This is a genomic window from Paenibacillus lignilyticus (genome assembly GCF_017942085.1).
GTDB classification, from domain to species: domain Bacteria; phylum Bacillota; class Bacilli; order Paenibacillales; family Paenibacillaceae; genus Paenibacillus_Z; species Paenibacillus_Z lignilyticus.
The window spans coordinates 226,925-253,769 of the sequence record NZ_JAGKSP010000005.1; the positions used below are offsets into that span (position 1 = coordinate 226,925).

At 48.9% G+C, this 26,845-nt stretch carries 26 protein-coding genes; 17 read left to right on the forward strand and 9 right to left on the reverse strand.

Translation table 11 applies throughout. The features are described from left to right. Nucleotides 1-373: 373 nt before the first annotated feature. Nucleotides 374-2,005, reverse strand: a complete 1,632-nt coding sequence (locus I8J30_RS14985; RefSeq protein ID WP_210658954.1) for an S-layer homology domain-containing protein — start codon at nucleotides 2,003-2,005, stop codon at nucleotides 374-376. Between the two features lie 185 nt (nucleotides 2,006-2,190). On the opposite strand from I8J30_RS14985, the gene I8J30_RS14990 reads away from it, so the two are divergent. From I8J30_RS14990 to I8J30_RS15005, 4 genes are all read left to right on the forward strand, one after another. Next, nucleotides 2,191-2,925, forward strand: a complete 735-nt coding sequence (locus tag I8J30_RS14990; protein WP_240548083.1) for a YheC/YheD family protein — start codon at nucleotides 2,191-2,193, stop codon at nucleotides 2,923-2,925. A gap of 310 nt (nucleotides 2,926-3,235) precedes the next feature. Beyond that, the gene (locus I8J30_RS14995) at nucleotides 3,236-3,835 is read left to right on the forward strand and encodes a hypothetical protein (RefSeq protein WP_338044867.1); all 600 of its coding nucleotides are present in this window, start codon (nucleotides 3,236-3,238) and stop codon (nucleotides 3,833-3,835) included. Nucleotides 3,836-3,865: 30 nt separating this feature from the next. Continuing rightward, the gene (locus I8J30_RS34025) at nucleotides 3,866-5,566 is read left to right on the forward strand and encodes a diguanylate cyclase (RefSeq protein ID WP_210658958.1); all 1,701 of its coding nucleotides are present in this window, start codon (nucleotides 3,866-3,868) and stop codon (nucleotides 5,564-5,566) included. Between the two features lie 21 nt (nucleotides 5,567-5,587). Further along, nucleotides 5,588-6,016, forward strand: coding sequence for a GNAT family N-acetyltransferase (locus tag I8J30_RS15005; protein ID WP_210658960.1), 429 nt, complete (start codon nucleotides 5,588-5,590; stop codon nucleotides 6,014-6,016). Here the strand turns inward: I8J30_RS15005 and I8J30_RS15010 are convergent. From I8J30_RS15010 to I8J30_RS15020, 3 genes are all read right to left on the reverse strand, one after another. Continuing rightward, a complete protein-coding gene (locus I8J30_RS15010; protein WP_210658962.1) occupies nucleotides 6,013-7,197 on the reverse strand; it encodes an MFS transporter in 1,185 nt (394 codons plus the stop codon). The genes I8J30_RS15005 and I8J30_RS15010 overlap by 4 nt on opposite strands. Before the next feature lie 141 nt (nucleotides 7,198-7,338). After that, nucleotides 7,339-8,259, reverse strand: a complete 921-nt coding sequence (locus I8J30_RS15015) for an ABC transporter permease (RefSeq protein WP_210658963.1) — start codon at nucleotides 8,257-8,259, stop codon at nucleotides 7,339-7,341. Next, nucleotides 8,256-9,143: an ABC transporter permease subunit gene (locus I8J30_RS15020; RefSeq protein WP_210658965.1), complete on the reverse strand. Its 888-nt coding sequence runs from the start codon at nucleotides 9,141-9,143 to the stop codon at nucleotides 8,256-8,258. The genes I8J30_RS15015 and I8J30_RS15020 overlap by 4 nt, the downstream gene beginning before the upstream one ends. Nucleotides 9,144-9,326: 183 nt before the next feature. Between I8J30_RS15020 and I8J30_RS15025 the strand changes: the two genes are divergently transcribed. The 10 genes from I8J30_RS15025 to I8J30_RS15070 all read left to right on the forward strand — a co-directional run bounded on the left by I8J30_RS15025 (nucleotide 9,327) and on the right by I8J30_RS15070 (nucleotide 21,176). After that, on the forward strand, nucleotides 9,327-10,514 hold the full coding sequence (locus tag I8J30_RS15025) for a MalY/PatB family protein (protein ID WP_210658967.1): 1,188 nt from the start codon (nucleotides 9,327-9,329) through the stop codon (nucleotides 10,512-10,514). A gap of 54 nt (nucleotides 10,515-10,568) precedes the next feature. Beyond that, complete coding sequence (locus I8J30_RS15030) at nucleotides 10,569-12,050, forward strand: protein adenylyltransferase SelO (protein ID WP_210658969.1); 1,482 nt, start codon at nucleotides 10,569-10,571, stop codon at nucleotides 12,048-12,050. A 190-nt stretch (nucleotides 12,051-12,240) separates the two neighbouring features. Continuing rightward, on the forward strand, nucleotides 12,241-12,939 hold the full coding sequence (locus I8J30_RS15035) for a GntR family transcriptional regulator (RefSeq protein ID WP_210658970.1): 699 nt from the start codon (nucleotides 12,241-12,243) through the stop codon (nucleotides 12,937-12,939). 34 nt (nucleotides 12,940-12,973) lie between these two features. Beyond that, nucleotides 12,974-14,104 (forward strand): enolase C-terminal domain-like protein, encoded by a 1,131-nt coding sequence (locus I8J30_RS15040; protein WP_210658972.1) that lies wholly within the window; start codon nucleotides 12,974-12,976, stop codon nucleotides 14,102-14,104. Between the two features lie 27 nt (nucleotides 14,105-14,131). Next, nucleotides 14,132-14,926 carry an MBL fold metallo-hydrolase gene (locus tag I8J30_RS15045; RefSeq protein WP_210658974.1) on the forward strand — a complete coding sequence of 265 codons (795 nt, stop codon included), beginning with the start codon at nucleotides 14,132-14,134 and terminating at the stop codon, nucleotides 14,924-14,926. A gap of 81 nt (nucleotides 14,927-15,007) precedes the next feature. Further along, nucleotides 15,008-15,718, forward strand: a complete 711-nt coding sequence (locus I8J30_RS15050) for a phytanoyl-CoA dioxygenase family protein (RefSeq protein WP_210658976.1) — start codon at nucleotides 15,008-15,010, stop codon at nucleotides 15,716-15,718. Nucleotides 15,719-16,025: 307 nt separating this feature from the next. After that, nucleotides 16,026-17,864 carry a glycoside hydrolase family 127 protein gene (locus I8J30_RS15055; protein ID WP_338044869.1) on the forward strand — a complete coding sequence of 613 codons (1,839 nt, stop codon included), beginning with the start codon at nucleotides 16,026-16,028 and terminating at the stop codon, nucleotides 17,862-17,864. Nucleotides 17,865-17,888: 24 nt separating this feature from the next. After that, nucleotides 17,889-18,830: a glycoside hydrolase family 43 protein gene (locus I8J30_RS15060; protein ID WP_210658980.1), complete on the forward strand. Its 942-nt coding sequence runs from the start codon at nucleotides 17,889-17,891 to the stop codon at nucleotides 18,828-18,830. A 135-nt stretch (nucleotides 18,831-18,965) separates the two neighbouring features. Next, complete coding sequence (locus I8J30_RS15065; protein ID WP_210658982.1) at nucleotides 18,966-20,285, forward strand: MFS transporter; 1,320 nt, start codon at nucleotides 18,966-18,968, stop codon at nucleotides 20,283-20,285. A 273-nt stretch (nucleotides 20,286-20,558) separates the two neighbouring features. Beyond that, the gene (locus I8J30_RS15070; RefSeq protein ID WP_210658984.1) at nucleotides 20,559-21,176 is read left to right on the forward strand and encodes a histidine phosphatase family protein; all 618 of its coding nucleotides are present in this window, start codon (nucleotides 20,559-20,561) and stop codon (nucleotides 21,174-21,176) included. Here I8J30_RS15070 and I8J30_RS15075 read toward each other — a convergent pair. From I8J30_RS15075 to I8J30_RS15090, 4 genes are all read right to left on the reverse strand, one after another. Beyond that, complete coding sequence (locus tag I8J30_RS15075; protein ID WP_210658986.1) at nucleotides 21,173-21,973, reverse strand: DUF2935 domain-containing protein; 801 nt, start codon at nucleotides 21,971-21,973, stop codon at nucleotides 21,173-21,175. The genes I8J30_RS15070 and I8J30_RS15075 overlap by 4 nt on opposite strands. A 338-nt stretch (nucleotides 21,974-22,311) precedes the next feature. After that, complete coding sequence (locus I8J30_RS15080) at nucleotides 22,312-22,494, reverse strand: twin-arginine translocase TatA/TatE family subunit (RefSeq protein ID WP_091217248.1); 183 nt, start codon at nucleotides 22,492-22,494, stop codon at nucleotides 22,312-22,314. Between the two features lie 33 nt (nucleotides 22,495-22,527). Continuing rightward, nucleotides 22,528-23,085 (reverse strand): Rid family hydrolase, encoded by a 558-nt coding sequence (locus I8J30_RS15085; RefSeq protein WP_210658988.1) that lies wholly within the window; start codon nucleotides 23,083-23,085, stop codon nucleotides 22,528-22,530. Between the two features lie 25 nt (nucleotides 23,086-23,110). Further along, on the reverse strand, nucleotides 23,111-24,715 hold the full coding sequence (locus I8J30_RS15090) for a flavin monoamine oxidase family protein (RefSeq protein ID WP_210658989.1): 1,605 nt from the start codon (nucleotides 24,713-24,715) through the stop codon (nucleotides 23,111-23,113). A gap of 376 nt (nucleotides 24,716-25,091) precedes the next feature. On the opposite strand from I8J30_RS15090, the gene I8J30_RS15095 reads away from it, so the two are divergent. Both I8J30_RS15095 and tatC read left to right on the forward strand, forming a co-directional pair. Further along, the gene (locus I8J30_RS15095; RefSeq protein WP_091217240.1) at nucleotides 25,092-25,322 is read left to right on the forward strand and encodes a MerR family transcriptional regulator; all 231 of its coding nucleotides are present in this window, start codon (nucleotides 25,092-25,094) and stop codon (nucleotides 25,320-25,322) included. After that, nucleotides 25,319-26,074, forward strand: a complete 756-nt coding sequence (tatC, locus tag I8J30_RS15100; protein ID WP_210658991.1) for a twin-arginine translocase subunit TatC — start codon at nucleotides 25,319-25,321, stop codon at nucleotides 26,072-26,074. The genes I8J30_RS15095 and tatC overlap by 4 nt, the downstream gene beginning before the upstream one ends. A gap of 39 nt (nucleotides 26,075-26,113) precedes the next feature. Here tatC and I8J30_RS15105 read toward each other — a convergent pair whose 3' ends face one another. Beyond that, the gene (locus I8J30_RS15105) at nucleotides 26,114-26,725 is read right to left on the reverse strand and encodes a helix-turn-helix domain-containing protein (protein WP_210658993.1); all 612 of its coding nucleotides are present in this window, start codon (nucleotides 26,723-26,725) and stop codon (nucleotides 26,114-26,116) included. On the opposite strand from I8J30_RS15105, the gene I8J30_RS33715 reads away from it, so the two are divergent. Then, entirely contained in the window at nucleotides 26,719-26,841 is a 123-nt protein-coding gene (locus tag I8J30_RS33715; RefSeq protein ID WP_276316132.1) for a hypothetical protein, read from the forward strand. The genes I8J30_RS15105 and I8J30_RS33715 overlap by 7 nt on opposite strands. The last annotated feature ends 4 nt before the right edge of the window (nucleotides 26,842-26,845 follow it).

The window sequence follows — 26,845 nt, forward strand, 5'->3', positions numbered from 1 at the left end:
CAAACAAGCCTGCCGGTTGTCCTCCGGCAGGCTTGTTCGATCATTAGCTGAAGCGTTGCAAAACCAAATAACCGCTGATACTCGATGTGCTTTTGCGAAACACGATTTTGAAGCCGATGTCGTTGTCCAATAAGCAGTTTAAGGCATTTATCAGCAACGCACCTTCTTGCAGGTTCGCACGGCAAGGATAAGCAGAGCCGATTACACGAGAAGCCAGAATTCTACGTGGGGAGCCGCTTACCAAAGGGTTTCTCGACCAACTGATAAGAATTAAGTCAGGCTGTTGAGTAGCTTTAATACGAGCCATAAATATCACCTACTTCTTTTCCGGCGTTACTCTATTAAATGAATAACAGCGAGAAATGGTGATAGATTAGGAGAAGGAATACGAATGATACCGCAGTGAATTCTGCACGCTGGTCCAACTATCGCGGCTCTCACCGCCCATATACCAGTATCCGTATCCGGCAATGGAATGCGATTCGCCTAAGCCGATTTTATTGGAGAGTGAACGTCCGTCTTCCATCCATATTCGGTTCAGGATGATTCCGTTTTTGGGTTCCGAATAGGCGGCAAAATATTGGCCGAGCCGCGCATCCCACGCAATGGAAGCGTGACCGGATAATACTTGGCTATTTTGAGAAGTGAGTGTGATGTCCTCGGATTGGACGCCTCCGCCATTCATGTCCGATTTCCATATCCGCGTATATAGCGGAAGTGCAAGTATGACTTTATGCGCCGGCACCTTCTCTAATAAAGCTTCTATGCCGGCTTTTAGCCAAGGCAAGGAAGAGACGGATCCGGCTTCCGGCGCTCCGCCCCAATGCTCATCATAGCCCATGAGAAGGACATAATCAGCAAGCTCGCCAAGTGCGTTATAATCGAACACTTCCGTCCAGTCGTACCCGAAATCAGGGGAGACGTTCACTGAGAGTGTCGCCTTCGTTGCCAGTCGCAGTGCTTGAACGAAAGAAGTGAATGCGTCACGGTCCTGCGGCATCATGTTCTCGAAGTCGATATTTAATCCATCGATATTGAACCGTTGTACGCGATCCGCCAATTGCTTAATAAAAGCCTGTCGCTGAGTCAGGTCCGTCAGCATCGCATGTGTGGCTGCTTGATCGGAATGATTGCCAACCATCGCCCAAAGCTTTTTACCATGCGCATGTGTCCAAGTGAGCAGGCTCGCATCCATATGATCTTCAAACGCGCCGTTCTTCCCGAGAAAGAACCAACGCGGCGATAACGTATTTACGGATGACTGTGCGACTTGACGTTCGAATTGCAGGGTAGTTTGACCGTATTGCCAACCCAGTTGAATCTTCGAAGGAGGTGAGGCTTTAATTTGCTTAGCCCAATCCCCATACGTCCATACGCGGTTCATCAGCACGGCGGCTTCTTGCCTTGTAATGGATTCCTTCGGACGAAACTTTCCTTCATTGCCGGTTATCAATGCTAATTGAGTCAAATGAATGACGGCAGGAAGCGCCCAATCGCTTAGTTGATCCTGATCGTCGTAAATTGCGGGAATCACGGAGCTTTCCGCCTGATTCAAGGCGCGATTCATGATGACGGCCGCTTCTTCACGCGATACCGGGCGACCCGGTTCGAAGTATTGAGTTGCGTTTCCTTGCGCGATACCAAGCTGCACGGCAGGCTGCACCCATTGGTAATACCAGGCTGATTTAGACACATCCTTGAAAGATGGGATTTCGCTTTCTACAGGCTTGATGCCAAACAAACGGTCGACCAAAGTCATAAATTCAGCTCGCGTAATCGCTTTATTGGGCTCGAATCGCCGCTCGCCGGTCCCGTACATAATGCCAAGCTGCGTCATGTTCAGAATCGATTCTCTGGCAAAGTTGAATGTAATATCGTCGTAAGGTGACCGAGGCGAGGGCTCAGCAGATGAAAATGGAACATAATTGGTGCAGCACATCAGACAGAGTAAACCTATACTTGCAGCCATCACTCTCGAGAGTAAGGCCCTGTTTCTATGATTCATTGCTATTAACTCACTTTCCAATTGTAATAGAGTGACGAACGTAACATCCCTCTATCGTAATCAATCGGAACAAGAATACCTATTCTAAATTATTGGAAGGAGCCTGACTGTAGAAACACCCAAGCCTTCCTCATCGAGATTGAATAGGGTGTACTACATCAATTAAACCATCTAAGGGGATGAATATGTCTCGATACGTAGGAAGCAAATGGACCAAAACCGTTGCCATTCGCAAACAGCCTTTTCTCGCTCCGTATGTGCCCGAAACCTCACGAATGACGAAGCTATCGCTTAGAACACAATTGCTTAAGTATCGCATGGTTTACGTAAAACCTGAGTTTGGTATGCATGGAAATGGCGTTATGCGCGTGGAAAAGGTGGAGCAGGGTTATCGCTATCAACTCGGCAACTCCGTCAAAACCTACAAGGAGTTTGACTCCTTATATAAAGGCATAACCGCGGCTAAGAAGAGAGGGCGTTATCTCGTCCAGAAGGGGATCCATCTATTAAAACATAACGGAAGAAGATTCGATCTTCGCGTCATGGCGCAGCTTACACCCAGCAAGAGATGGATCACTACCGGGATAATCGGCAGAGTCGCAGCTAAACACAAAATTGTAACGAACTATCACAGCGGCGGTCAAATTTTAACGGCCGAGAAGCTGCTCCAACCTCACACCGGGAAGGTGCAGCCTAAGCTGGAACTTCTGTCGAAACTGGGTGTTGTTGCAGGGCAAGCCATGGGGCGATCGTTTCCCGGCGTTCGCATGATCGGGCTCGATGTCGCCTTAGATCAAACGTTGAATCCATGGGTGCTTGAAGTGAATACTTCGCCTGATCCTCATATATTCCGAAAACATCCGAATCCGCAAATCTATCGCAGCATCATGAAGTTGATCAGAACGAATCGCAGATCATAGCAGCGTTCCAGAGCCGCGGCAACGCGGCTTTTGCTGCCTCACAATTCCCAAAAACAAACAGAAATCAAACATGTAAGCCAAAACATTTTTAATACTTTTTTCTTATTATAAGATGTATTGGTAAAAATATCGCCATACCCTTTATACTTATATGAACTTCATTCTTAAAGGAACAAGAACCCGAATAATCTTCGGCAGTTAAATCGACAACTTACGATGGCAGGAGGAGAGAACACTGAAAAAAATCGGATGTTTTCATGCACACTATTCCAATATCGCTCAAATCGAGCATGCACTTGAGCCTTATGCCGTGGAGCTGGTGCATTTCGTTGATCCGGGGCTGGATCGCATCAAGAACGATGCCCATTTCACCAGGCAGCTGGCTGAGAAGAAAGTGCGCGATACGATCGAGTGGATTTCCGGCTGTCATGTGGATGCGATATTAATTACATGCACCTATTTTACTTCCATCATGCGGGAAGAGTTCGAGCGTTTAACGATCCCGATGATCAAGATAGACGAACCGTTATTTCAGGAGCTCTCGAAGCAGGACAAGCCAATCGTATTCGTATTCACCAATCCGAACACGATCGAGGGGACAATGAGTCAGTTCCGCCATTATACGGAGAGCAAGGGAATACTCGCTCTGGCGGAATCGAGATTAATTCCGAACACTTTCGAGCTGATCATGCAGGGCAAAACAAAAGAATACATTGGCGAGGTTGCTTCGGGCCTCCTCCGCCTTGCGAAGGAGCATCCGGGAGCCAAGCTTGTAGCCGCACAACTCTCCATGGTACCTGCGGCGAGATATGCCGAAAGCATTCTGAATGCCGAGATTGGAAATGCACTTGCTTCATTGTCCAGCTATTTGGAGCAAACCCTTGAATTAACTATGAAGCCAACATTCTAATACTTTTCGCAATGAAGGAGTGTCAAGCGAGTGCTAAATTACAACTCAGAGCTTCTATACACCGGTTCGGATGAAGTATTAGTTGAGAATCAGGAGCAATATATAAGTGAGCTGCGCGAACGGTTATCTGAATTAAGGGATTTGTCCAAGACCGGGGAGGACAAGATTTCCCGTGAGATAGCCAGACAAGTCTATCGGATTGTGCATTCGATCAAAGGCAGCGCGCCTATTTTGGGTTTCGACAGAATCGGAAGCATGGCCGCTCAGATGATCAGCGAGTGGGAATGGACGCAAGAGGAGGCAGAGGAGCCTAATCCGCATGTGACCCTGCAGCTACAATTCAAGCAAAGCTCCCGAGAGTTGGTTAAGCTTCTTCCGGCACTGGAACAAGAGTTGGAGAGCGGTACAAGCGGTAGCAAGTCAAGTCATGTCCAACAGCATAACCGAAACCCGGACATCGAAATGCAGCTGGACAAACGCATTTTAATCATTGAAGATGATCATATTTTGCGTACTTACTTGGCGCGAAGACTCTTCTTGGATGGGTATCAGGTCGATGAAGCTTCTAACGTAGAGGATGCGATTACATTGCTTCGCGTCCATCGCTATCAGCTTATAACGCTCGACTTAATGATGTATCCTAAGAGCGGCTACGAAATTTTCGAAATCCTTAAAGAAGATATGATGATCCGTTGGATACCCATGATTGTCTTATCCGGTCGTGATGATATTCGGGATAAGGTACGTTGTTTTCAAATGGGAGCGGATGATTATGTAGTCAAACCGTTTCATTATGATGAGCTGTGCGCACGTGTTCGAAGATTGATTGAGCGCAACCAAGAATTCAACTTCATGGCTTTTCACGATCCGCTTACAGGGCTCTTCAATCGGCGCTACATGGATAAACAAATGCAGCTTGAGCTCTCTCGGGTCAACCGTTATCCTTCGCCGATTTCAATGGTCATTCTGGATATCGATTATTTCAAAGCGATAAATGATAATTTCGGGCATCAAATTGGCGATATGGTGCTGCAGAGCTTTAGCAATCTTCTGATAAGCAAGCTTCGCAAATCAGATATGGTCGCCAGATGGGGCGGAGAAGAATTTATGCTCATTATGCCCGGCACGCGCGATACCGAAGCAGTAAGCTTAGTAGAATCGATCCTGACCCATGTCCGTCAACATCCGATCTTTGCCGATAATAATCGAAATACGTTTATTACGTTCTCAGCAGGCGTTGTGCAATGGAGACCGCAGTGCAGCATCGCTGTCTGGACCCGCCATGCTGACTTTGCACTCTATAAAGCGAAGCGCACCGGGAGAAACCGCGTCGTTAAATCGTCTCTTCGAAATTCGGTTGCGAAGAAGATTCTGGTCGTGGAAGATGATCGCGTGCTAAGACGAATGATCGTGGAAGTAGTGAAGGGCTGCTCCGAGCAAGTGCTGGAAGCAACGAATGGACTCGATGCCTATGAGCTGCTGACCAAAGAAGAGATAGATTTATGTATCTTGGATTTCAATATGCCGAATCTGGATGGGTTGTCTATGCTTCGGAGAGTGGGGCAAGAGGGGAACGTTTCGAAGCGAACGAAATTTCTGATGGTATCCGGCAATGAAAGCCATCATAATATGAAGGCAGCCATAACATTAGGAGCCGATGGTTACATTACGAAGCCATTCACATTTCCGGATTTGAAGAAGAAGGTTATGTCATTGTTACAGCTGAGATAAAAGTTTCCGGAGGATACACGAATGAACACCGCGATTACCGTAGTAAGAAGAATACCGACACTGGCTGAATATAAGCAGCTTTGCCAAGGCGTGGGGTGGAACGACTACATGAATTTCGATGTAGCGGAAGAATCATTAAGCCGTTCCTTATTTGGCGTAGTCATCGAGGATCAAGGTCAACCCATCGGCATGGGACGAGTGGTCGGAGATGGCCGCATTTATTTCTATATTCAAGACATTGTGGTGCTGCCGAGTCATCAGAACCGAGGAATCGGCAGGATGATCATGGAAACGATCAAACAATACGTGGAAGTCCACGCACCTGAGAAAGCGTTTGTCGGCTTGTTTGCGGCACAAGGCAAAGAATCGTTTTACACCAAATACGGATTCCAGAACCATGAAGGACTGACCGGAATGTTTGGCGTCATTCATAATGGCCAATTGAGCTAATCTTTGAATATCGTACGGCTGCCCGTGACTTTCGCTGTTTCATTGTTTCGCTGAATCCAGAACACAATCGCAAAAACAACGATACATACGAAGGTAAGCATAAAGTTGTATAGAAACATCTTGCGCATGCCTACTGCTTCGCTCGCGATCCCGCCTGCTAAGCTGCCGATAATACGGGCAACGCCAAGCGTTAATAGTCCGTTAAGCGTTTGACCGCTCGCTTTAAGCTCATTCGGCACTTCCTTATTGATGACATTCGCCATCGTGACGGACAATACGATAAAGATCAATCCATGCAGCGCTTGAGTCGGCAACAGCCAGACAGGGTCGTGAATCGCCGAGAACAGATACCACCGAAGAGCAGCTGCTACTCCGGCCCCGAGCAAGATGTGCGAGGTTCGAACACGCCGGAAGATCTGTTTAGACATGAGCAGGAAGGGCACTTCGCTTAAGGAAGAGATGACCATCGACCAGCCAAGCCAAGCGCTGTCGCCGCCCATTTCCTTGAAGTATAGCGGGAAGAACGCATAATAGTAGCCAAGTGTAATTTGAAAAACAAAGTTGGCACTTAGGTATAGCATTAATTTCCGATTCCGGAAGAGGACCCAAAGCGGCATTTTGCGATTTCGGGCTTGATGGCCTTCGATCTTCGGGAACCGCAGCGCCAGTAAGAAACAACAGGCAAGAATAATCGCATAGACGCCAAACAGCCAATCGATTCGTTTCTCTGCGATGAGTCCGAATATGATCGACATTGCTGCAAAACCGAACGTTCCGCCCATTCGGATCAGGCTAAAGTTTCCTTTGCCGCGTTTATCCAGCGTCTCTAACGTAACCGCATCGGTTAACGCAAATATCGGAGATTGAAAGAACGTAAAGATACAGATAAATACCAGTAAAAATACGAAATGATTGGATAGCGGATAGAGCAGTACGGTAAGGCCGGTACCCACGATTAGGAAGAGCAGGATACTGTTCTTCGTCCGGGCTCGGTCACTGAATAGCCCCCATATCGGCTGAGCAAGGATCGCAACCAGCGGACCGAGTCCGAGCAAGGTGCCAATCTGCGATTGCGTGAAACCGATGTGCTGAAAGTAAAGCGGAATAAATGTACCATACACGGCATTGGCCATGTAGAAGAATACGTAGAAAAAGACGAAGTAAGTGAGATTGATCGGCATGACGTACCTTCCTTCATGAACGGCTTAAGAGTGATAACACTTGTAGTAGTTCCTCGCAAGACTGTCGATTCCTGCAAGCGGGATAGGTTTGGTAATAACGAAAACCAAGGCTGCCGGTATGGCAGCCTTGGTTTATTTCGTTTAGATATGCGAGAACTTCGCGAATTTCTTGCGATACAGCTTCTCCAAACCGACGGAGATGAGATGGAAGCCGAGAATATAAATGATGTAGAGGGCAAGCGGTATGAACAGAATCCATTGGTAAATAAACAGATTGTTTCTGGCCTGACCGATAAGACCGCTCCATTCATTCGTGCGGCTTACGTATTGGATAGGATCGAAATATTGAGTCGTACCGCCAACGAAAATGTTGAATATCGCCAATTGCCCGAACAATCCCAGAATGAGTACGACTTCTTGTACAAACAAGATGACGAAGCTTTCTTTCATATGCGGAAAGATGTGAGAACGGACTATCGTCATGTGACCGGCGCCGATCGACTTTGCCGACAGCACGAATTGGCGTTCTCTCACGATCATCGTTTTCTCCTTCATTGTCGAAGCTACTGACGGGATGCCGACAACGGTTAAGACGATGGCAACGATTAACGCCATATAGAAGGGAGAAGTGGATGGATTCATGGTAATGCCGATCATGATCATCCAGACGATAATGAAGATCGGAATCCCATTGAGAACATTCCAGAGCGGGAACGGCTTCGAGCCGGGTTTCCTCTCTTTCCCGATGTAGCCAAGGAACAGACCGATCAACCCGCCAATGATTACGCGCGTTATGGCCACTGCAAGCGATAGGAAGATCGTATATTTCGAACCTGCAAGCAATTTCGCCATCATATCGTAGCCGTCTTTATCGGTTCCGAAAAGGAAATTATCGTTTGGCGGAGCAGGAGGCACATAGAGGGTGCTGTGTCCATCCGCATCGACGACATAATCGGTTTCGAAATGATCGTTAAGATCATGAGGCGCAAAATAGTGCCCGAAAAGCGATGCGGCAATCATCATCAAGGTGATGATCAGACCGGCCAGCAATGTTTTATTCATCGTACAAACACCTTCTCCCAGCCGAATACGACTATTTTCAACAGCGCATAGATGATGGCATATAGCAGCAGCAGCGTGAGAATCCCGTTCACGACAAGACTGTATTGGTAGCCCTCATAAGCAAACGCGTTAGAAAAAACAAGCAGCGTCACGCCATTTAAATTGTATAGATATTCAAAGATGAATAGGTTGCCGAATAAGATTCCCATGAACTTGTGCAGATCAGCTTTGACGAACGGAAGCACATTCGGCAGGGCATGATAGAACACAATGTAGGTTTTCCCAAGTCCGCGTGCCTTTGCGAAGTTGATGTAATCTTCGGTTAACGTATGGCTCATATGCAAAGCGACATTTCGGATCATATAAATGGCTGGTATAATGATCGTAGATATTAATGGAAGTGCGACCGCCGGATCATCGGTGGAGAAGCTTGCCACTTGGAAGATAACGATTCCGGTTTCGGAAGCGATAAATACGATCAGAAATTGAAGCAGGAGCACGATGACGAAATCCGGGAATACACTCGTTAACTCCAAGATGCGTTTCAGCCAAACTGCGCGTGAGACTGCAAAATAAACGCCAAGAATAATGCCAAGCGTCATGCCCACCACAGCTCCGATAATCATGTACGTGAAGGTGACGAAGAAGCTGCTGCCGATCTGCTCCCAGAACGATAATTCCGTTTTGCCGGAAAAGTATTGAAAGGAGTATCCGCTCCAAAGTCCGTTAATATAGCTGTGAATGCTGGAGAAACCTTTCGCCCAGTGGAATTGAAGCGAACTGTCCAAGCTGTCTGGCACAAGCACGGCAGGGAACATGGCGAAGAGAAGAACGAACAGTAAAATACCGGGAATAACTAACGATAGTTGGATTGTTTTTGACATTCAGGATTCGCTTCCTTTCTAATAGATTTCCAGATGGGATCATTTTATAAAGTATAGCGGCTTGCGCAATAATTACAAGACTTGACGAATTGCGACAATTCTCAACATCTTGATGCGTAAATGTTTACATATGATTGTTAATTTTTTGTGAAGGCATCCGTGATTTGATTGGAGGGGGAAGTGATGAATTACGATTTCGATCAGGCGATAGCACGCAGGGACAAATCCAGCTTGAAGTGGGATGCGGTCAAAAGGACTGCCGAACACCAAGAAATCATTCCGATGTGGGTGGCGGATATGGATTTCACTTCGCCGCCGGAAGTGATTGCAGCGCTCAAAGAGCGGGTGGAACACGGGGTATTCGGCTATTCGTTCCGTTCGGATTCTTATCTGGAGTCGATTGTTTCGTGGCTGAACAACAGGCATCGGTGGACAGTGGCCGAAGAGTGGATTGCGCATAGTCCGGATGTGATTGCAGCTCTATCGTTGATTATGAGCACCTTTACTGAAGCGGGAGATAAGATTGTCGTGCAATCTCCGGTTTACAATTTTGCCCGAATGGTTGAGGCGCAAGGTCGTGAAGTGGTCTATAATCCGCTGAAGTTTCATAATGGCCGGTATGAAATGGATTATGAGGACTTGGAAGCGAAAATAGACAGCCATGTGAAGATGCTCATTCTCTGCAGCCCGCACAATCCGGTAGGTCGGGTATGGGAGCGAGAGGAATTGGTTCGTTTAGGGAATATTTGTAGGAAGCATCATATTCTTGTCGTTGCGGATGAGATTCATTGCGATTTGGTTTACGACGGACATCTGCATATTCCATACGCTTCGTTATCGGAGGCGTTCGCGAATCATTCGTTCACCTGTATATCGCCGAGCAAAACATTCAATTTACTGAGCTTCCATGCCTCAAGCGTTATTATTCCGAATCCGGCGCTGCGGGAGAAATTCAATCAAGAGCTGAATGCCCGGGGCATCTCGTCACCTAATACGTTAGGTCTGGTTGCATTAGAGAGTGCTTATCGGTATGGTGAAGAATGGCTGAATCAATTGCTTCACTACTTGCAAGGCAATGCGCGGTTTCTGGTTCGATATGCAGAAGAACATCTTCCGGAGATCCGCGTGATTGAATCAGAGGGCACTTATCTGGTCTGGCTCGATTGTCGTGCACTTCACTTATCGGTTAAGGAACTGGATGAACTGTTTGCGGATAAAGCGGAAGTTGTTCTAAGTTCGGGGGCCCAGTTCGGACTCGAAGGTGAAGGGTTTATGCGGATGAATATAGCTTGTCCGCGAGCCGTGCTGGAGCAAGCACTGGAACGGATTGCAGATGCTGTCCGATCTTTGCGTACAATAGAGGGTAAGTAATATAGAAGACAAGTATCGTTGGTTCGATGGCGAACTTAAGATGGAGGAAATAAGATGACTGAACCTACAGCAACACCGCAAGTGGGATGGAACTTTGACAACAGCTATGCTCGTTTGCCGGAGTCTTTCTTTAAGCGGCATAATCCAAGCCAAGTACATGATCCGGAGTTGGTTATTCTGAATAAGCGGCTGGCGGCATCGCTTGGACTGCATGTTGAAGCGCTGCAAACAGCTGACAGCATTGCCGTATTTGGCGGCAACGAGATTCCGGAAGGCGCAGTGCCGCTGGCGCAAGCCTACGCCGGTCATCAGTTCGGACATTTCACGATGCTCGGTGACGGGCGGGCTATTCTGCTTGGCGAACAAATCACCCCTTTGGGCGATCGTGTCGATATTCAATTGAAAGGACCGGGCAGAACGCCGTATTCCCGCCGAGGGGATGGACGGGCGGCGCTTGGTCCGATGCTGCGCGAATACATTATTAGTGAAGCCATGCATGCATTGGGGATTCCATCTACGCGCAGCCTTGCAGTCGTGACAACGGGCGAACCGGTGTACCGCGAAACGGAGCTGCCCGGAGCCGTTCTAACCCGCGTGGCTGCGAGTCATATTCGCGTCGGCACGTTCCAATACGCAGCGAATTGGTGCACGCTTGACGATTTATGTGCGCTGGCGGATTATACGCTTGAGCGTCATTACCCGGAAGCGGTCGCAGCTGAAGTCGATAACCGCTATCTTGCTCTGTTGAAAGCCGTTATTTCGAAGCAAGCGGAGCTTATAGCCAAGTGGCAGCTCGTTGGCTTCATTCACGGCGTCATGAACACGGACAACATGGCATTAAGCGGAGAGACCATCGATTATGGCCCTTGTGCATTCATGGATGCGTACGACCCGTCGACGGTATTCAGTTCGATCGATTCACAGGGGCGTTATGCCTATGGGAATCAGCCGAAGATTGCGGCATGGAATCTGGCTCGTTTCGCCGAAACATTGCTTCCGATCCTGCATGAAACCGAAGCCGAAGCCGTCATTCTGGCAGAGGATGCAATCGGAGAATTCGCGACGTTATTCCACTCGCATTGGTTATCCGGGATGAGAGCCAAGCTGGGAATCGTCAACGAAGAGCCGGAGGACGAGGCGCTTATCGAAGAGTTATTGACCATGATGCATATGCATCGTGCGGATCATACGAACACGTTCCGTGCCTTGACCGAGGAGAAGCCGGAAGAGGTCGCTATGTATGATACGGAGGGATTTACGGAATGGCTTGAGAAATGGCAAGCCAGACTTGGGCGGCAGCCGCTAACCAAGGAAGAATCGAAGCAGATTATGCGGAGCAGGAATCCGGTGATTATACCGCGCAACCACCGCGTCGAGGAAGCGTTGGACGCAGCCGTTAATCAAGGCGATTACAGTGTCATGGAGCGATTGCTGGCAGCGATTACGAATCCGTTCGAGCAAACAGCCGAGTATGCTGATTATTGCGCAGTGCCTGCGATATCTTCACGGCCCTATCGGACCTATTGCGGAACCTAATCGATAATCTCTGAAGCAACTCCTATCCATGGTCGGAAGAGCCAATATGTTGGCTCTTTTTTTTTGTCTTTAATGAGGCGATTGAGGTATACAAAAATGTTTGTTTTGTATACAAAATCGTTGACGCTCGATCGCAATACAGCTAGAATGAAGGTGAATTCAAGATGAAGAAGGAGAGACTGTCGCGACGATGAATCCTCCCGGTGCGGTCAAACAAAATCTGCAGCAGAAGGTTACACAGCAAATTCGCAAAGCCATTTTGTCCGGAAAACTGCGAGCTGACGCTCATTTTGGCGAAGCGCAAATAGCAGATATGCTAGGCGTCAGTAGAAGTCCCGTACGTGAAGCGATCAAAACTTTGGAAGGGGAGGGTTTGCTCGAGACGCTGGCAACGGGAAGAACCATTGTCACCGGATTTACTCCGGCCGATTTGGCCAATCTGTATGAGCTTCGCTTCGACCTGGAGTGGAAAGCGATACAATCGCTGCATAAGAAAGGATCATTTTCCTTTCAGCACGCCGCTGAATGCGAGAAGCTGCTTCAATATATGGAAAGCTGCACGGACTATCACGGAAGTTACATTCAGCTCGATACCCTGTTCCACCGCAAGCTTGTCGAAGCCTCAGGAAACCGTCCGCTCATCCGCATTTGGTCTACGATGATCCAAACCATCCTCACCTTGCAGGAAATTACGAACGAACAGATCGATCAAGCACAAATGAATGAGTTAACCCGCGTACACCGCGCCATTTATCAATCGATCAAAGACGGCACTCCCCGCTTGACGAAGACGCTGCTCCATAAGCATATCCAGCAAGGCGTCGACATCGTAACGCGTATCTTGGAAGCCAACATGTTGAAGCATATCGAATTCGATGGAATCCATTAAAAGGATTTCCCACTACATTCCGGAGGCTGATCGCATGAAAGTGACCGATGTGAAAACTATCATTGTCCCGATGGCGAATTCGTTCTTGACCGATTCCGTAATCGCGAATCCGATGTCAGGGTATGCGGAGTACAAAGCGCGCAGATCCAGCTGGTTTGGAGAAATGGCATCCGTGCTTGTAGAAATCTCAACAGATGAAGGGATTAAAGGCTATGGCTTCGTTGGCGGAGGGAAAGCAGCTTCTGCCAGTGTAATCGAGAATCACTTAAAGACCTTCGTCCTTAATCGCAATCCATTTGATGTGGAGCTGATCTGGGAGCAAATGTACCGTGCATCGCAGATGTATGGCAGGCGCGGCCTCGCAATTGAAGCGATGAGCGGGATCGATCTGGCATTGTGGGACATTATGGGCAAAGCGACCAACCTACCGGTGTATCGACTCATCGGAGGGCAAACCAAAGATCGGATCAAAGCCTACGTAACGGGGATCGATCCCGTCCGCCACAAACAATCGCAGGGCTTCTCGGACATCAAGATCGCCATGCCATATGGGCCGGCCGATGGCGAAGAGGGAATGCGCAAGAACGATGACATCGTTCGTCAAGCCAGAGACATGGTGGGACCTAATGGCAATGTGATGCTGGACTGCTATATGGCATGGAATGTGCCCTATACGCTTGAGATGGAACGCAGATTGCGAGATTACAAGATTAAATGGATTGAAGAGCCGGTACTTCCGGATATGGTGGACAGCTACCTTCGCATTCGCGACAAGGTGCAGTGCATGATTACCGGCGGCGAACATGAATATACACGTTTTGGCTTCAAGGAACTGATTGAGAAGCAAGCCGTTGATATCATTCAACCGGATATCTACCGTGCCGGTGGCATATCCGAGCTGAAGAAGATCGCAGCACTGGCATCGGTGCACGATATCGCGATTATTCCGCACGGCATCGGCGCGCCAAGCTACCATTTTGTCATGTCGACCGTTACGAGTCCGATGGCCGAATTCGTTGACGTGTTCGCTCAAGGCGGGGAATTGATCCTGAAAGGGGAGCCGATTCCGGTTGATGGATATATTACGTTGACGGATGAGCCGGGTTTTGGTTATGCGTTAAATGAAAACGTATTCAACGGTATGAGACCTGTACCGATTTGGTAAATCCGATCCCGAATGGAGGCAATCGCAGTGACGATCCAGTATGAGGTTCAAGTGAAGCAAGTGGCGTCCTTCGGGCAAGTGCCAGGGCCGGAAGTGTTCTGGATGAGCGCGTTCGATCGATGGCTGCCGCTCATTACGCTGATGGGCGTTATCCGCGGAGGCGGCAAAACGATATTAATCAACTCCGGACCGCCGCTCGATTTTGTCCCGGCGATGAATGCATCATGGCTTGAATTTTTCAAGGATGAACGGGCGAGGATGACGGTGACCGAGGAGCAGCAAACGCTGAACGTGCTTCGTGCGATGGGCATTTCGCCGGAGGAAGTCGATTATGTCGTGGTTACGCCTCTACAGGCTTACGCTATCGGGAATGTCGATTTATTTCCCAATGCGACTATTTGCTTGTCCAAGCGAGGCTGGATCGATTTCCACGCACCTAAGCATCCGGATCCCAGACGCGACATGGCGATACCGAGTCGCATTCTGACTCATCTCGTTGTGGATGCTTGGAGAGAAGGGAGAGTCCGTCTGCTGGAGGATGAGGAGACGCTGCTGCCCGGACTGCATATCTGGTATGCCGGGACTCATCATCGTTCTTCGATGGCTGTTAACGTACAGACGCATGCAGGCACGGTCATCTTCTCCGATTGCATGTTCTACTATGATAATGTGGAGAAGAATCATCCGCTTGGTATATTGGAAAATTTAGAAGAGTGTCACGATGCGTATGCCCGAATCCGTAAAGAAGCCGCTGTTATTGTGCCCCTTTATGACCCGGCCGTACTCGAACGTCATCCGGACGGTTGCGTAAGCAGAGCATGACCTTTACCTTTACAAAACCGCATTGCAGGTTTATGATCGGTTTTCAGAGGGTCTAATCTAGCATGTTGGAGGCGATACATAGTGAACAATAAGGAACGCTATTTATTTGATCTACAGGGATATTTGGTCCTGGAGAATGTATTATCTGCCGAGCAGCTTGAGCGGATGAACCGAATAGTAGACGACCGCATCTCGCAGCCGGAAGATTCAATCCTGCAATGGGGCGAGGATTTCCGTGCATTAATTGATGATTCCAAGCTCAATCCGCATTTGAATGAAATCCTGGGCGAAAATTACAGACTCGATCACGAATATGCCATTATTCATCGTAAAGGCGCACCTCAGCTCGGACTTCATGGTGGAGCTACGCCATATGATCCCGGTCAATATTACACGTTCCGCAACAATCAAATGTTTAGCGGTCTTACCGTTGTTTCCTATGCGTTGACGGATATTGGCGAGGATGATGGCGGATTCAGCTGCATCCCGGGCAGTCATAAATCCAATTACCGTACACCTAAGGAATATCTGGATTATTCGGAAATAGGGCCTACGGTGCATGTTCCTCAGAAAGCGGGCGATGTTCTGATTTTCACGGAAGCGCTTACGCATGGGACATTTGCTTGGAAAGCGGAGCATGAACGCAGGTCGCTGCTGTATAAGTTTGCGCCGGAGATGATTTCATGGAGCGAGCATAATCGCGACCGGAGCTTCATGGATTCGCTGCCTGAAGCTCAGCGGAGACGATTGCTGCCGCCGGCATCGCCGGGTCATCGGTATCACGGCTATTAATCTGCTGTGACCCGACGAGGAAACATGAACTGAACCGAACCGGCATAAACGCGCTAACGAATCGTAGGAGCCTTATTCGTGCGAAAACAATTTACGGTGAACGCAGTCGTGACAGCATAAACAATAGTTCGTTCGTGAAGGCCGCTGACTACTGCAGTCAGCGGCCTTCAGTGCGTGTATGGGCATGATCTAACATTGACAACGCTTACGTGCGGTATTGCGGTATGCGGAAATTCTCGGCTACAATAGGGAGGCATTGATACAGTATTTTACAAACCAAGGTTGAATGATAGAGAGGATGAATCGAGTGACAGCTGTCGTAACGCCATTGCCTAGATGGAAGAGTATTCCTTTTACAAGTGTGGAGATTAAGGATGCCTTCTGGCGTCCTCGTTTGGAAGTCTTGAAGAACGTGACTGTTCGGACCTGCTTGGATCAATGTGAAGCTACAGGACGCATCACTAATTTCGCCAAAGCAGGAGGCCTGATGGAAGGCGAACACGAGGGCATGTATTACAACGATTCTGACTTATATAAAGTGATTGAAGGGGCAGCTTATGCCTTAATGCTGGAGCGAGACCCTTCCTTGGAAGCCGAGCTTGATCGCATTATTGCTCTCATTCATGCTGCTCAAGAACCGGATGGTTATTTAACGACCTATTATACATTGCGAACTGAAGAGCTCAAATGGTCCGATATGGAGAAGCATGAAATGTATAACGGCGGGCATCTGATCGAAGCCGCTGTCGCGTATTACGAATCGACAGGTAAACGCGTGCTGCTCGATGTGGCTTGCCGCATGGTGGATCATTACGATAGCTTATTTGGTCCGGGTAAACGGCATTGGGTAGAGGGGCATGAAGAAATTGAGCTTGCCCTCGTGAAGTTATATCGCGTTACGCAAGAAGAGCGTTATTGGAAGCTTGCGTTATGGTTATTGGAAGAGCGGGGACATGGACATGGGGTCGGGGTAATCTGGGACAAGCCGGATTGGGGACCTGCATACTGCCAAGACGATGTTCCTGTGCGCGATATCGAGAAGGTGACCGGACATGCCGTTCGCGCCATGTATTTGTATACGGCGATGGCAGATGTCGTCCATGCTTCGGGCGATCCTGCTTATGTAGACGCACTGCACCGGGTTTGGTCGCATACCGTGGAGCGCAACTTGTACCTAACCGGAGGCATCGGACCTTCGGTGCATAATGAAGGATTCACGCATGATTATGATCTCCCGAATGAATCAGCCTATTGCGAAACCTGTGCGGCTATCGCGATGGCATTTTGGAATAATCGCATGAATCTACTGTTCGGCGACGCCAAATATGCGGATCTGGTAGAGAGAGAACTGTATAACGGTGCATTGTCCGGGATATCGCTCTCCGGCGATACATTTTTCTATGTGAATCCGTTAGCTTCCAAAGGAGGGCATCATCGGGTAGAGTGGTTCCATACGTCCTGCTGTCCGACGAACCTTGTTCGTTTCCTGCCTTCCATTGGGCAGTACACGTATGCGAGCACAAACGACGGAATTGCAGTGAATCAATATATGAGCGGCGATGCGGTTATCTCATATGGCGAGGGGCAGCAAGTGAGGCTCCAGCAAACGACGAATTATCCGTGGCAGGGGTCCATTGCGATTACGGTGGAACCGGAGCGAGAAGAGGAGTTCGTCATTCGTCTTCGCTTACCTGACTGGTGTAGAGGCTATAGCTTGCGTATCGGTGGGGAGAAGGTGCTAGCGCTGCCTGTTCGGGGTTATTTGGAGGTTAACCGGAAATGGACTGCAGGAGAGGTCATCGAGCTAGTGCTGGATATGCCGGTTGAACTGGTGCGTGCGAGATACGAGGTCGAAGCCAATCGCGGCCGTGTTGCCTTGCAGCGAGGGCCGATTGTATACTGTATGGAAGAAGTAGACAATTCGAATCTGGCATTTGACGAGAGTGCGATTACCGATAGGGATTCGATCTACATTGATCACGAGCCTGAACTGCTAGGCGGTATTACGGTGCTGACTGTAAGCGGCAGAGAGGCCGGAGCAACACCGCTTCGGTTCATCCCTTATTATGCATGGGATAACAGAGACCCGGGCTATATGCAGGTCTGGATTCGCGAGCAGGAGACTACGCATCTCTATCGTTATTAAAGGATTATGGAGGGACTTATTCACATGACTACAGGAAGCACATCTGCAAATGAAGGCAAGAAGTTATCCGGTAATCCGATCGTGCCAGGTTGGTATGCGGATCCGGAAGCCAGAATATTTGAAGGCCGCTATTGGATTTATCCGACCTATTCAGCGCCGTACGATGAACAGCTGCATTTGGATGCCTTTCATTCGTCTGATTTGGTAGAGTGGACAAAGGTGACGAATATCCTGGAGATGAGCAGCATTTCTTGGGGAAAACGCGCGCTATGGGCTCCATCACCGATTGAGCGGGACGGCAAGTACTATCTGTATTTTGCAGCAAATGATATTCAGAGCAACGACGAGCTGGGCGGCATCGGTGTAGCCGTTTCTGATCGGCCGGAAGGCCCTTTCCGTGACGCAATCGGCAAGCCGCTGATCGATAAGTTCTATTATGGAGCTCAACCTATTGATCCGCATGTATTCATCGATGATGATGGGACTGCTTATCTCTATTACGGCGGCTGGGGACATTGCAATGTCGTGAAGCTGAATGAAGATATGGTGAGCTTGGATTCATTCGAGGATGGCATCACTTTCGTGGAAATAACACCCGATCACTTCGTGGAAGGGCCTTGTATGATTAAGCGGAACGGCTTGTATTATTTCATGTGGGCCGAAGGCGGCTGGGGAGAGCCGGATTATTCCGTCGCTTATGCCGTCTCGCCATCGCCTATGGGGCCGTTCGAACGCGTCGGCAAAATCTTGCAGCAAAACGCGGAGATCGCCACCAGCGCCGGTCATCACGGCATCATCGAGGTTCCGGGTGCCGACGAATGGTATATCGTGTATCACCGCAGGCCATTGACCGAAACCGATCGCAATCATCGTGTTCTCTGTATCGATCGGATGCATTTCGCCGAGGATGGCAGCATTGAGCCCGTGCAGATTACGTTCGAAGGCGTAAGCGAGAGATTGATCTAAGTTCAGGTCGAAGTATGCATGGAATCCGCGATTAACCGCGGATTCTTTTTATTTTCCGATCGCTCGAAAATAGCTATACAAAAGCTGGTGAATCGTTTAACCTTAATAGAAATGACTTCAGCAGAGGAACGACATATGACTTGGAAATTGCCTTTTTTTCGTAACCGCAAAGATTCAGATCAACGCAAGTATTTAAAGATCATTACCAACGAAGGCATTTCGGGTGTTCTGCTGGCCGGGTTGATTGGTGGTCCGTTCCTGACCGGATACATGCTGCACTTAGGCGCATCGGCCGCGCAGATCGGAGTTGCGCTCGCCATTCCGGCCTTTGCCAACTTGGCTCAAATCTTCACCGCGATCGTTACGCATAACATCGATAATCGCAGAGCGTATGTGTTTGGCTATGGTGTTATGTATCGATTGCTGTGGGTGCTGACCGGACTTATTCCGTTTGTGCTTCCTCAGGGTTACTGGGTGTATGCGTTTATTATCCTGTATTTTCTCTCTTATCTATGCTCTAATATTTCGGGTGTCATATGGGCGTCGCTGATCGGGGATATGGTTCCCGCAAAGGTCCGCGGACGTTATATGGGCATTCGAAATACAATCGTGGGCGGACTTGCCGCAGCAGCCGTATTGTTCGGCGGGCAGCTGTTAGAACATTATTCGCAGGAAAAAGGATTTATCATCCTCTATTCCTTGGCAGCGGTTTGCATGGTGTGGAATGGGTACCACTTGTTCCGTTATCCGAACATCCCATTCGAGAAATCTAAGGAATCGCAGAAGCTGAGGCTGCTGCTTAAACCGCTTCGGGATCGTTCCTTCATGCGCGCAACTCTATTTCTGGCAGCGTGGATTTTTATCCAAAATGTAGCCGTTCCGTTATTCTCCTACGCCATGCTCGACGTCATTAAAGTGAGTATTCAGTGGGTTTCGATCATTACAACGGTTCAGATGATTGTCATGATGATCAGCTATTATGTGTGGGGAAATTTGAATGCGAAGCATGGCACGAAGAAAACGCTGATGTGGACGCTTCCGATTATTGCGGCTTCCTGCATCTTATGGGGAGGCATTGCGTGGTTGCCTGCGATACCGGTGCTGGTTATCGTACACGTGCTGTTAGGGATTGGGACAGGCGGCTTTACCCAGCTGACGTTTAATTTCACCATTGAGGATTCGCCGAGCGCCGAGCGTACCATCTATGTGGCGGTTTACGCGATGCTGACCGGTTTTACAGGATTTATCGGCCCCATTCTGGGCGGTGAAATCTATCATCACCTGAAAACCATGCCGGTATGGATGGAGCAATACGGATTCAGCGCAATGATGGGGCTTGTGCTGCTGGGCATTGCCGTGACGGTGGGGCGTGCGATGTTATTGAGCAGCAACCCTGCTGGTAAGCCGGAGCGAACAACAATGGTGCGCAATAAGAAGAAAGAGCTGCTCGGTTAGCGGCCATCGAAGTATAATATGAGCTGTCGACGATGAAACCCAACGTTATATAACGTTGGGTTTCTTTTTGGCATTCGCTTTGTTCGAGCTGCACAGCCGCGCTGTTCTTGAGCCAATGTTTGGTTGAATTCCGTTCTTCGTTTATCTGATTAAACTTTAACGGTTGCCAGCGTGGCTATTTCATATTAGGAGAAAAAAGGAATAATTACCCGGTCTCTCGAAACCCACTATTAATGATTCTGGGGAATAGTTGGGCGAAAGTGGGGGACTTCATTGAAAACAACGATTTATCTGACAAGACATGGCGAAACCAAATGGAATGTCGAAGGTAGACTGCAAGGTCACATGGATTCTGATCTCACGGAGTTAGGCGTGCGACAAGCCGGTTGGTTAGGAAATTCATTGCAGGACGTTCCTTTCGATGCGATCTATACGAGTATAAGTCCTAGAGCACAACGTACTGCTGAGATTATTAGAGGCACTCGCGGCATGGATGTGATCCCGTGCGAGGAATTGAAGGAAATTTATTTAGGCACTTGGGAAGGACGGAAATTTACGGAGCTTGAGCAAACGTTTCCGGACGAACATGTGGCCTTTTGGAATGCCCCGCATCGGTATCAGCCAAGCAATGGCGGTGAATCATTCGTGCAATTGCGGGAAAGAGTCATTCCGAAAGTAAAAGCAATAGAAGCTGCGCATCAGGGCGGAACGATTCTGATCGTTACGCATGCCGTTGCATTGAAAACGATCATGGCGTTTTTCAAAGGGGATCCGCTGGAGCAACTGTGGTCGCCGCCGCATATTCATCCTACTTCGTTGAATAAAGTGGTTACAACAAAGAATAGGTATCATATCGAGCTTCATGGCGATATCTCACATTATGAAGTCTAGTTTGCCGGCGCTCCGGCTAACCTCTGCTCGAAGAGGTCGATGAGATGCAAGAACCGCTCAGCCTCGCGATACACGTGATCAGCAAGGAGAGGGTGGATAATGCTCTTGATCCGGCAAGCCTCAATGAGATCGCGAGCCGCTTTCTTGAAATCCCGCAGACTGGCAACCGAAACCCGGTTCTGATCCAGAAACTGCGTTAAGAGCGGCGTCGTTTGAGACTGCGGTCGCATCGAGCTGAGATCCTGCGCTTGAAACAGCAGCTGATCAAAATCATGGCTGAAATCTCTCGCTTGCTCCACCAGCTTCCGCTCGGACGGATCCAGCAGATGTCCAATAAACTTGGCGTGATCTGCCATAATTTTGAGAAAAAATACGTTTTCATCAATAATGGCATCCGGGAGCGGCTCCAGCTGACCTTCGTTCAATTCATGAAGACGGTTTCGAAAATAATTCGCTTCCCGGCTGACATGATCCACTAAGAGAGGGAAATTGTTGCCGCCTGGGAGTTTGCATGTAAGGATCAGCCCTAATATTTTGCGCTTGTATACCCAAATATGTGATGCAGCCGTACATACCTCGGTGTTAAACGCTCGGATTTGCTGAGGGTCAGTTGTGAGAGGGAGCGCATTCGCTTTTGCCTCAATCTGTTCGAAAACCGAGTAGAATCCGTTCGCTTCCTGGATGAGCTGCGTATCTTCGCAGCGAAATCCAAGTTTAAGGAATAAAGAATGCTCCTTCATGATGCGTGACCAGAAACGGATTTCTTCCAAGGATTGCGTGACAAAGCTATCTGCCATGGTATAACCTCCTTTGTTCGGCTGCCTTTATTACCATATGGGCGAATGTCGGAGGTTAGATGTTGTCCGCAGCCAACTTACTGAAAAAGGAATTATTGAGGAGGTTTTGGATTTTGCAGCCGACCCAATCATACATGTCCTGTGGCAAGGAAGTAGAGTAGAATTGCTAGAAGCAAGTTGCAATTCCCCAATCTAATAATCGCAACAACAGCTCAGATGTTGGCATTAGTTAGAGTATAGTGGGTAGCAGGGTGGGGGAGCAAATATCAAAGGCCGCTTTCGATTGCTGCTTGGCAGCAGAATCGAAGGCGGCCTTTTTAGTCGATGCTTATCGGTGACTACGATTTATTGTCAGTAACGTCTTCTCGGGTATCAGAGACAAGCTCCTTGGCCGAGGTCTTAAACTCATGCAAGGTGCGGCCGACTGCACGGCCAAGCTCAGGCAGCTTGGATGGCCCAAAGATAATAAGAACGACTACTAAGATCATCATTAGCCCCGGAAATCCAACATTTTGCAACATGCGAATCATCTCCTGTCGAATCGTTGTATTTTATTAATCCTGATTATGATTGCTCGGATAGGCCGCAACCGCTTCGATCTCAATCAGCCAGTCGGCATTCACGAGTCCTGCGACGCCGACAGTGGAGCGCGCGGTTTTGGTTGGATTTGTTTTGGTGTTGAAATATTTGGCGTACGCCTTGAACCAGCCGTCAAAGTCGAATTTGCCTTCCTTGGCTGCATCAGGCGCGATATACACGCGCAGATATGTAACATCCTTCATCGACAAGCCTTGTTCCTTTAATTGCTTCTCGATATTTTGGAGAATACTGGTTCCTTGGGCTTCCGTGTCCCCATAACGCTCGTAGATGGTTTTACCATCTTTATTGATGACTGCCGGCGTTGTGCCGCTCGTCTCAAAGGTAGCTGTTCCGGCGGGCATGGCAACCGCGCTGGAGATTGAGGATTGAGGACTTCCGTAGAACTCCGGCTCATTAATAGGCGTGAGCGGATATTTGTGCGGCGTAATGGCGGCATATACACTTGCGGTAGCTGCCAAGGAAGAGATGACGACGGTGAAGACGGCGATTTTGACCTTGCGTTTCAATTTCATGGTTCTTCCCTCCCGAATGTGTGGTCTATTCTTTCATGACACGCTCATGTATATCGGTGACAACTTCCCGTGCGGACTCAATGCCGCCTGCCATCCAAGCCGTAATGTAGCTGATATGCTCACCTGCGAGATAGACGCGGCGATCAGGCTTACAGAGCACGGGATAGTTGGTTTTTCTTTCTTCCGCGGAATAGGAAACCCAGCTGCCCATGTTATATTTGATCGTTTTCCAGTTCACGGAGAACGAAGACTCGAATTCGCCGTAATATTGCGGATGAATCTTGGCCCCTTGTTCCAGTGCAAGCGCTTCGCGCTGCTGGAAGTTGAGCGCTCCGAACTTGTCGGCACTTGCGCCAAACGCGTAGTAGCCGAGCAGCACCCCTTTCTTGGCAAAGTAATTCGTAGGCGGGTAATAGATGGAGGAAATATCCAAGTTCGTCAGCGTGTTGCCTCCATAGATTTGATCGTCTTCCTCCCAGAATCTGCGCTTGAACTGCAGTCCAATCTTGCCGGCGTTCGCGTAGCTGGTGTTGTTGATCGCTTTTGTCATCTCTGAAGAGAGGTCATGTTTGATCGTCTTCAACACGGACAAGGGGATTGTGCAGATACAGAAGTCGCCTTCGATCTGCTTAGCCTCTCCGCTAAGCAGGTCGGTGTAGGACACTTGGACTTTCTCCCCGACATGCTTGATCTCGGTTACCTCCATATTGTGTTTGATCCGGTTGCCAAGCCGCTTCTCGAAAGCCTTCGGAATCGCGTCTATGCCGCCAACGGGGTGGAACATCATCATCTGCTGATCATAGCTGTACTCGCTGCTAAAATAATTGGCGAACCCGGAATTAATGATGGCTTTCATATCGAATGGATCGCGGATGACGCCGGCATCGAGCCTTGAACCAGGCTCGTCTTTGTAGCCGCCTCGAGACGACCCCTTATAGAACAAATCCGCATCCAGATTACCTTCGGAGCGAAGGTATGAGACGATTTTTTCTTTCTCTTCCGGTGAAATCGGCAGATCAAGGCCCGGCTGATTGACGGCTTTGGCGAGCAGCTCGCTGATATAGCCTTTCGCATCGGCTTTTGCGGCGCGTTTACGGACGCGAGTTCCGGATAATGCACCGACTTTCTCGTTGTAATAATAGGCGCTGTCGTTCACGTTGTTGAAAGGCTCCATAGGAATGCCGAACTCTCGGCAGTAGTCCATCGTGACATGAAATTGCGGGATACGCATTGGACCTGCGTTCAAATAATGACCATCATCGAATCGAGCGACTTGCTTCTGCCCGCCTACCTCTGTCACCGTCGTGCCCCGGCGAACCGACCAATTTCGACCGCCTGAACGTGCGCGGGCTTCGAGAATCGTACAATCATAGCCGGCTTTGCCCAGTTCGTAAGCGGCAGTTAAGCCGGCGACGCCGGCGCCAAGGATGACGATCCTCTTGCCGGAGCGGTTCGTTCCTTTCAGATCCCAGCCGGAGGGAGGTGTATATTCCGCCGCTTTCATCGTTTGGGGTGTAAAGAGCCCCATCGTGCCCATGACGCTGAATACGGCAGCAGCACCGCCGATCTTGCCGACCGTCGTCAGAAATTGTCTGCGCGACACTTCGTTTGGTGATTCTTTTGTTTCCATGCGCTTCAGCTCCTTTGGTAGATCGTCTGTTCGACTCTGCGAGAAATGTATCATGGATTTTTTCGGAAGCGCCAATATTTTGTCAGGAATTCTAACATTAATAAAATTTATATAGTCGATAGAAAAAATGAATCGGATTACAATTTCCTTACAGTGAATGTAGATTTAGTGCGGGTTTCAATTGAAGTTTGCATGGAAGGACAAGGTAGTATTTACCAGTTAGTTCGTTATGTTGGGTAATCCGTCCCATTGAACATTCCAAAAGATGGTGATAACATTTCGACCCAAGAAGGTTTATGTAAAGTTTTCTAACATTCGAAGTTGTCAGAAGCACTTTCGACGATCAAATACTTGAAGTCTAGGGAGGCTGCCAGCAATGAATGACAAGGTAATGAGCATTGGTACGGTGTGCGACTTGACAGGATTGACGGAAAGACAGATCCGCTATTACGAAGAGAAGCAGTTGATTTTCCCGGTCCGAACCAAAGGCGGGGCGCGCAAATACTCATTCGACGATGTGGAAAGAGTGAAGGAGATCAACATTAAGCTCAGAGATGGCTTTCATACGTTTGAGCTTAGAAAAGCCGGAAGGGCGTGCGGGGAATGAGGCGCAGCGAAGAGACGATGACCATTATGTCGCATATCCTGGAGCTGCGAAGCCGAATATGGCGGATACTCGCTGTCGTGCTGATATCGCTAGGAGCCGGATTGTACGTATCACCTAAGGTGCTTCGTTATTTGAAAAGCGTGCCGCCGGGCTCTGATATCACCTGGAACGTGTTCTCGCCATGGGATGGTATTCGCATGTATATGACGATCGCGTTTGTCTTCGCATTGGCGGTATCTCTCCCGTATGTTCTGTATCAGCTGTGGAGCTTCGTGAGGAGAGGGCTCCATCCCGAAGAGCGTTCGGCAGCGCTTCGTTATGTCCCTTACAGCGTGGCCTGTTTCTTGATTGGGCTGGCATTCGGGTATTTGGTCGTCTTCCCGATGAGTTTCGACTTTACTTCCAAAATCACGACAAGCATGGAATTGGTGGAAACTTACGGCGTCGCGCAATATTTCGGATTTATGTTCAATATCGTCATTCCGCTAGGTGTCGCTTTCGAGCTCCCGGTTGTTGTGATGTTCTTGACGAAGATCGGCGTACTGACGCCTCATGGGCTTCAACGGATGCGGAGATACGCGTATTTGGTGCTCGTCATCGTTGCGAGTCTGATCTCGCCTCCGGAGCTCATTTCGCACCTGATGGTATTCATTCCGCTTGTCATTCTTTATGAGATTAGTGTCCTGCTCTCTCGTGTTGTGTACGGGAGGAGAAGAAGCAGTGCCGCGGCCGAGATTTCCGGCTCGTTATAAGAAGAGCGCCCCGCAATGTTGACGGGGCGCTCTTTGGTTTTATTCACGAATAATGTCCTGTTTCGCTCGCTGTTTCCGATAAGCGGATGGGGTGATTTGGAATAACCGCGTGAATGCGGACGAGAAATAATTGATGTTATTAAAACCGGTTGAGTACGCGATGTGTGCAATGGACAAATTCGTTTTACTCAAGAGATCCGTTGCTTTATTCATGCGAACCTGAATCAGAAACGCATGAGGTGAAATGCCGGCATGTCCTTTGAACATTTTCGTAAAATAACTGCGTTCTAAACCGACCTGCTCGGCGACGATAGGGACAGTTAACGCTTCGGCATAATTATCCGTAATGAGTTGGATTGCTTTTCCAATATACACGTCAGCTGTAGAGGAGCTGCGGGAAATCGGCTCGCGATGCGCTGTGTCCCTCAAGACATTCGCAAACAATTGATAGATAAGCCCTGTTACCAGAAATTCGGTATAAGCAGGACTTCCTTGGATATCGAATAGCTGCTGGAAGAGGGCTGTTATAGCCGCTGATGATCCGTGCGTAATGACCGGGCATTCCGGCGTAATGCCGGCAAACTGCGCTTTCGAATCATTCGACCATACGAGTGGCCGGGTCGTATGGACACCGTTCGGGGATATTGCCAAAGCCGAAGGATATGGGGTGGATCGGGAAAGATCCCGTCGGCCACAATGGAGCCGATTCCTCGAATGAGCATAAGCAAACGATGGCGGAAGCGCGTAAAGGCTGGGGATTGGATTAACATT

What these genes read in the sequence shown, in the direction of transcription:
- I8J30_RS14985 (WP_210658954.1), bottom strand. Translation starts at nt 2,005, where the DNA reads ATGAATCATAGAAACAGGGCCTTACTCTCGAGAGTGATGGCTGCAAGT.
- I8J30_RS14990 (WP_240548083.1), top strand. Translation starts at nt 2,191, where the DNA reads ATGTCTCGATACGTAGGAAGCAAATGGACCAAAACCGTTGCCATTCGC.
- I8J30_RS15005 (WP_210658960.1), top strand. Translation starts at nt 5,588, where the DNA reads ATGAACACCGCGATTACCGTAGTAAGAAGAATACCGACACTGGCTGAA.
- I8J30_RS15010 (WP_210658962.1), bottom strand. Translation starts at nt 7,197, where the DNA reads ATGCCGATCAATCTCACTTACTTCGTCTTTTTCTACGTATTCTTCTAC.
- I8J30_RS15015 (WP_210658963.1), bottom strand. Translation starts at nt 8,259, where the DNA reads ATGAATAAAACATTGCTGGCCGGTCTGATCATCACCTTGATGATGATT.
- I8J30_RS15020 (WP_210658965.1), bottom strand. Translation starts at nt 9,143, where the DNA reads ATGTCAAAAACAATCCAACTATCGTTAGTTATTCCCGGTATTTTACTG.
- I8J30_RS15025 (WP_210658967.1), top strand. Translation starts at nt 9,327, where the DNA reads ATGAATTACGATTTCGATCAGGCGATAGCACGCAGGGACAAATCCAGC.
- I8J30_RS15030 (WP_210658969.1), top strand. Translation starts at nt 10,569, where the DNA reads ATGACTGAACCTACAGCAACACCGCAAGTGGGATGGAACTTTGACAAC.
- I8J30_RS15035 (WP_210658970.1), top strand. Translation starts at nt 12,241, where the DNA reads ATGAATCCTCCCGGTGCGGTCAAACAAAATCTGCAGCAGAAGGTTACA.
- I8J30_RS15040 (WP_210658972.1), top strand. Translation starts at nt 12,974, where the DNA reads ATGAAAGTGACCGATGTGAAAACTATCATTGTCCCGATGGCGAATTCG.
- I8J30_RS15060 (WP_210658980.1), top strand. Translation starts at nt 17,889, where the DNA reads ATGACTACAGGAAGCACATCTGCAAATGAAGGCAAGAAGTTATCCGGT.
- I8J30_RS15065 (WP_210658982.1), top strand. Translation starts at nt 18,966, where the DNA reads ATGACTTGGAAATTGCCTTTTTTTCGTAACCGCAAAGATTCAGATCAA.
- I8J30_RS15075 (WP_210658986.1), bottom strand. Translation starts at nt 21,973, where the DNA reads ATGGCAGATAGCTTTGTCACGCAATCCTTGGAAGAAATCCGTTTCTGG.
- I8J30_RS15080 (WP_091217248.1), bottom strand. Translation starts at nt 22,494, where the DNA reads ATGTTGCAAAATGTTGGATTTCCGGGGCTAATGATGATCTTAGTAGTC.
- I8J30_RS15085 (WP_210658988.1), bottom strand. Translation starts at nt 23,085, where the DNA reads ATGAAATTGAAACGCAAGGTCAAAATCGCCGTCTTCACCGTCGTCATC.
- I8J30_RS15090 (WP_210658989.1), bottom strand. Translation starts at nt 24,715, where the DNA reads ATGGAAACAAAAGAATCACCAAACGAAGTGTCGCGCAGACAATTTCTG.
- I8J30_RS15095 (WP_091217240.1), top strand. Translation starts at nt 25,092, where the DNA reads ATGAATGACAAGGTAATGAGCATTGGTACGGTGTGCGACTTGACAGGA.
- tatC (WP_210658991.1), top strand. Translation starts at nt 25,319, where the DNA reads ATGAGGCGCAGCGAAGAGACGATGACCATTATGTCGCATATCCTGGAG.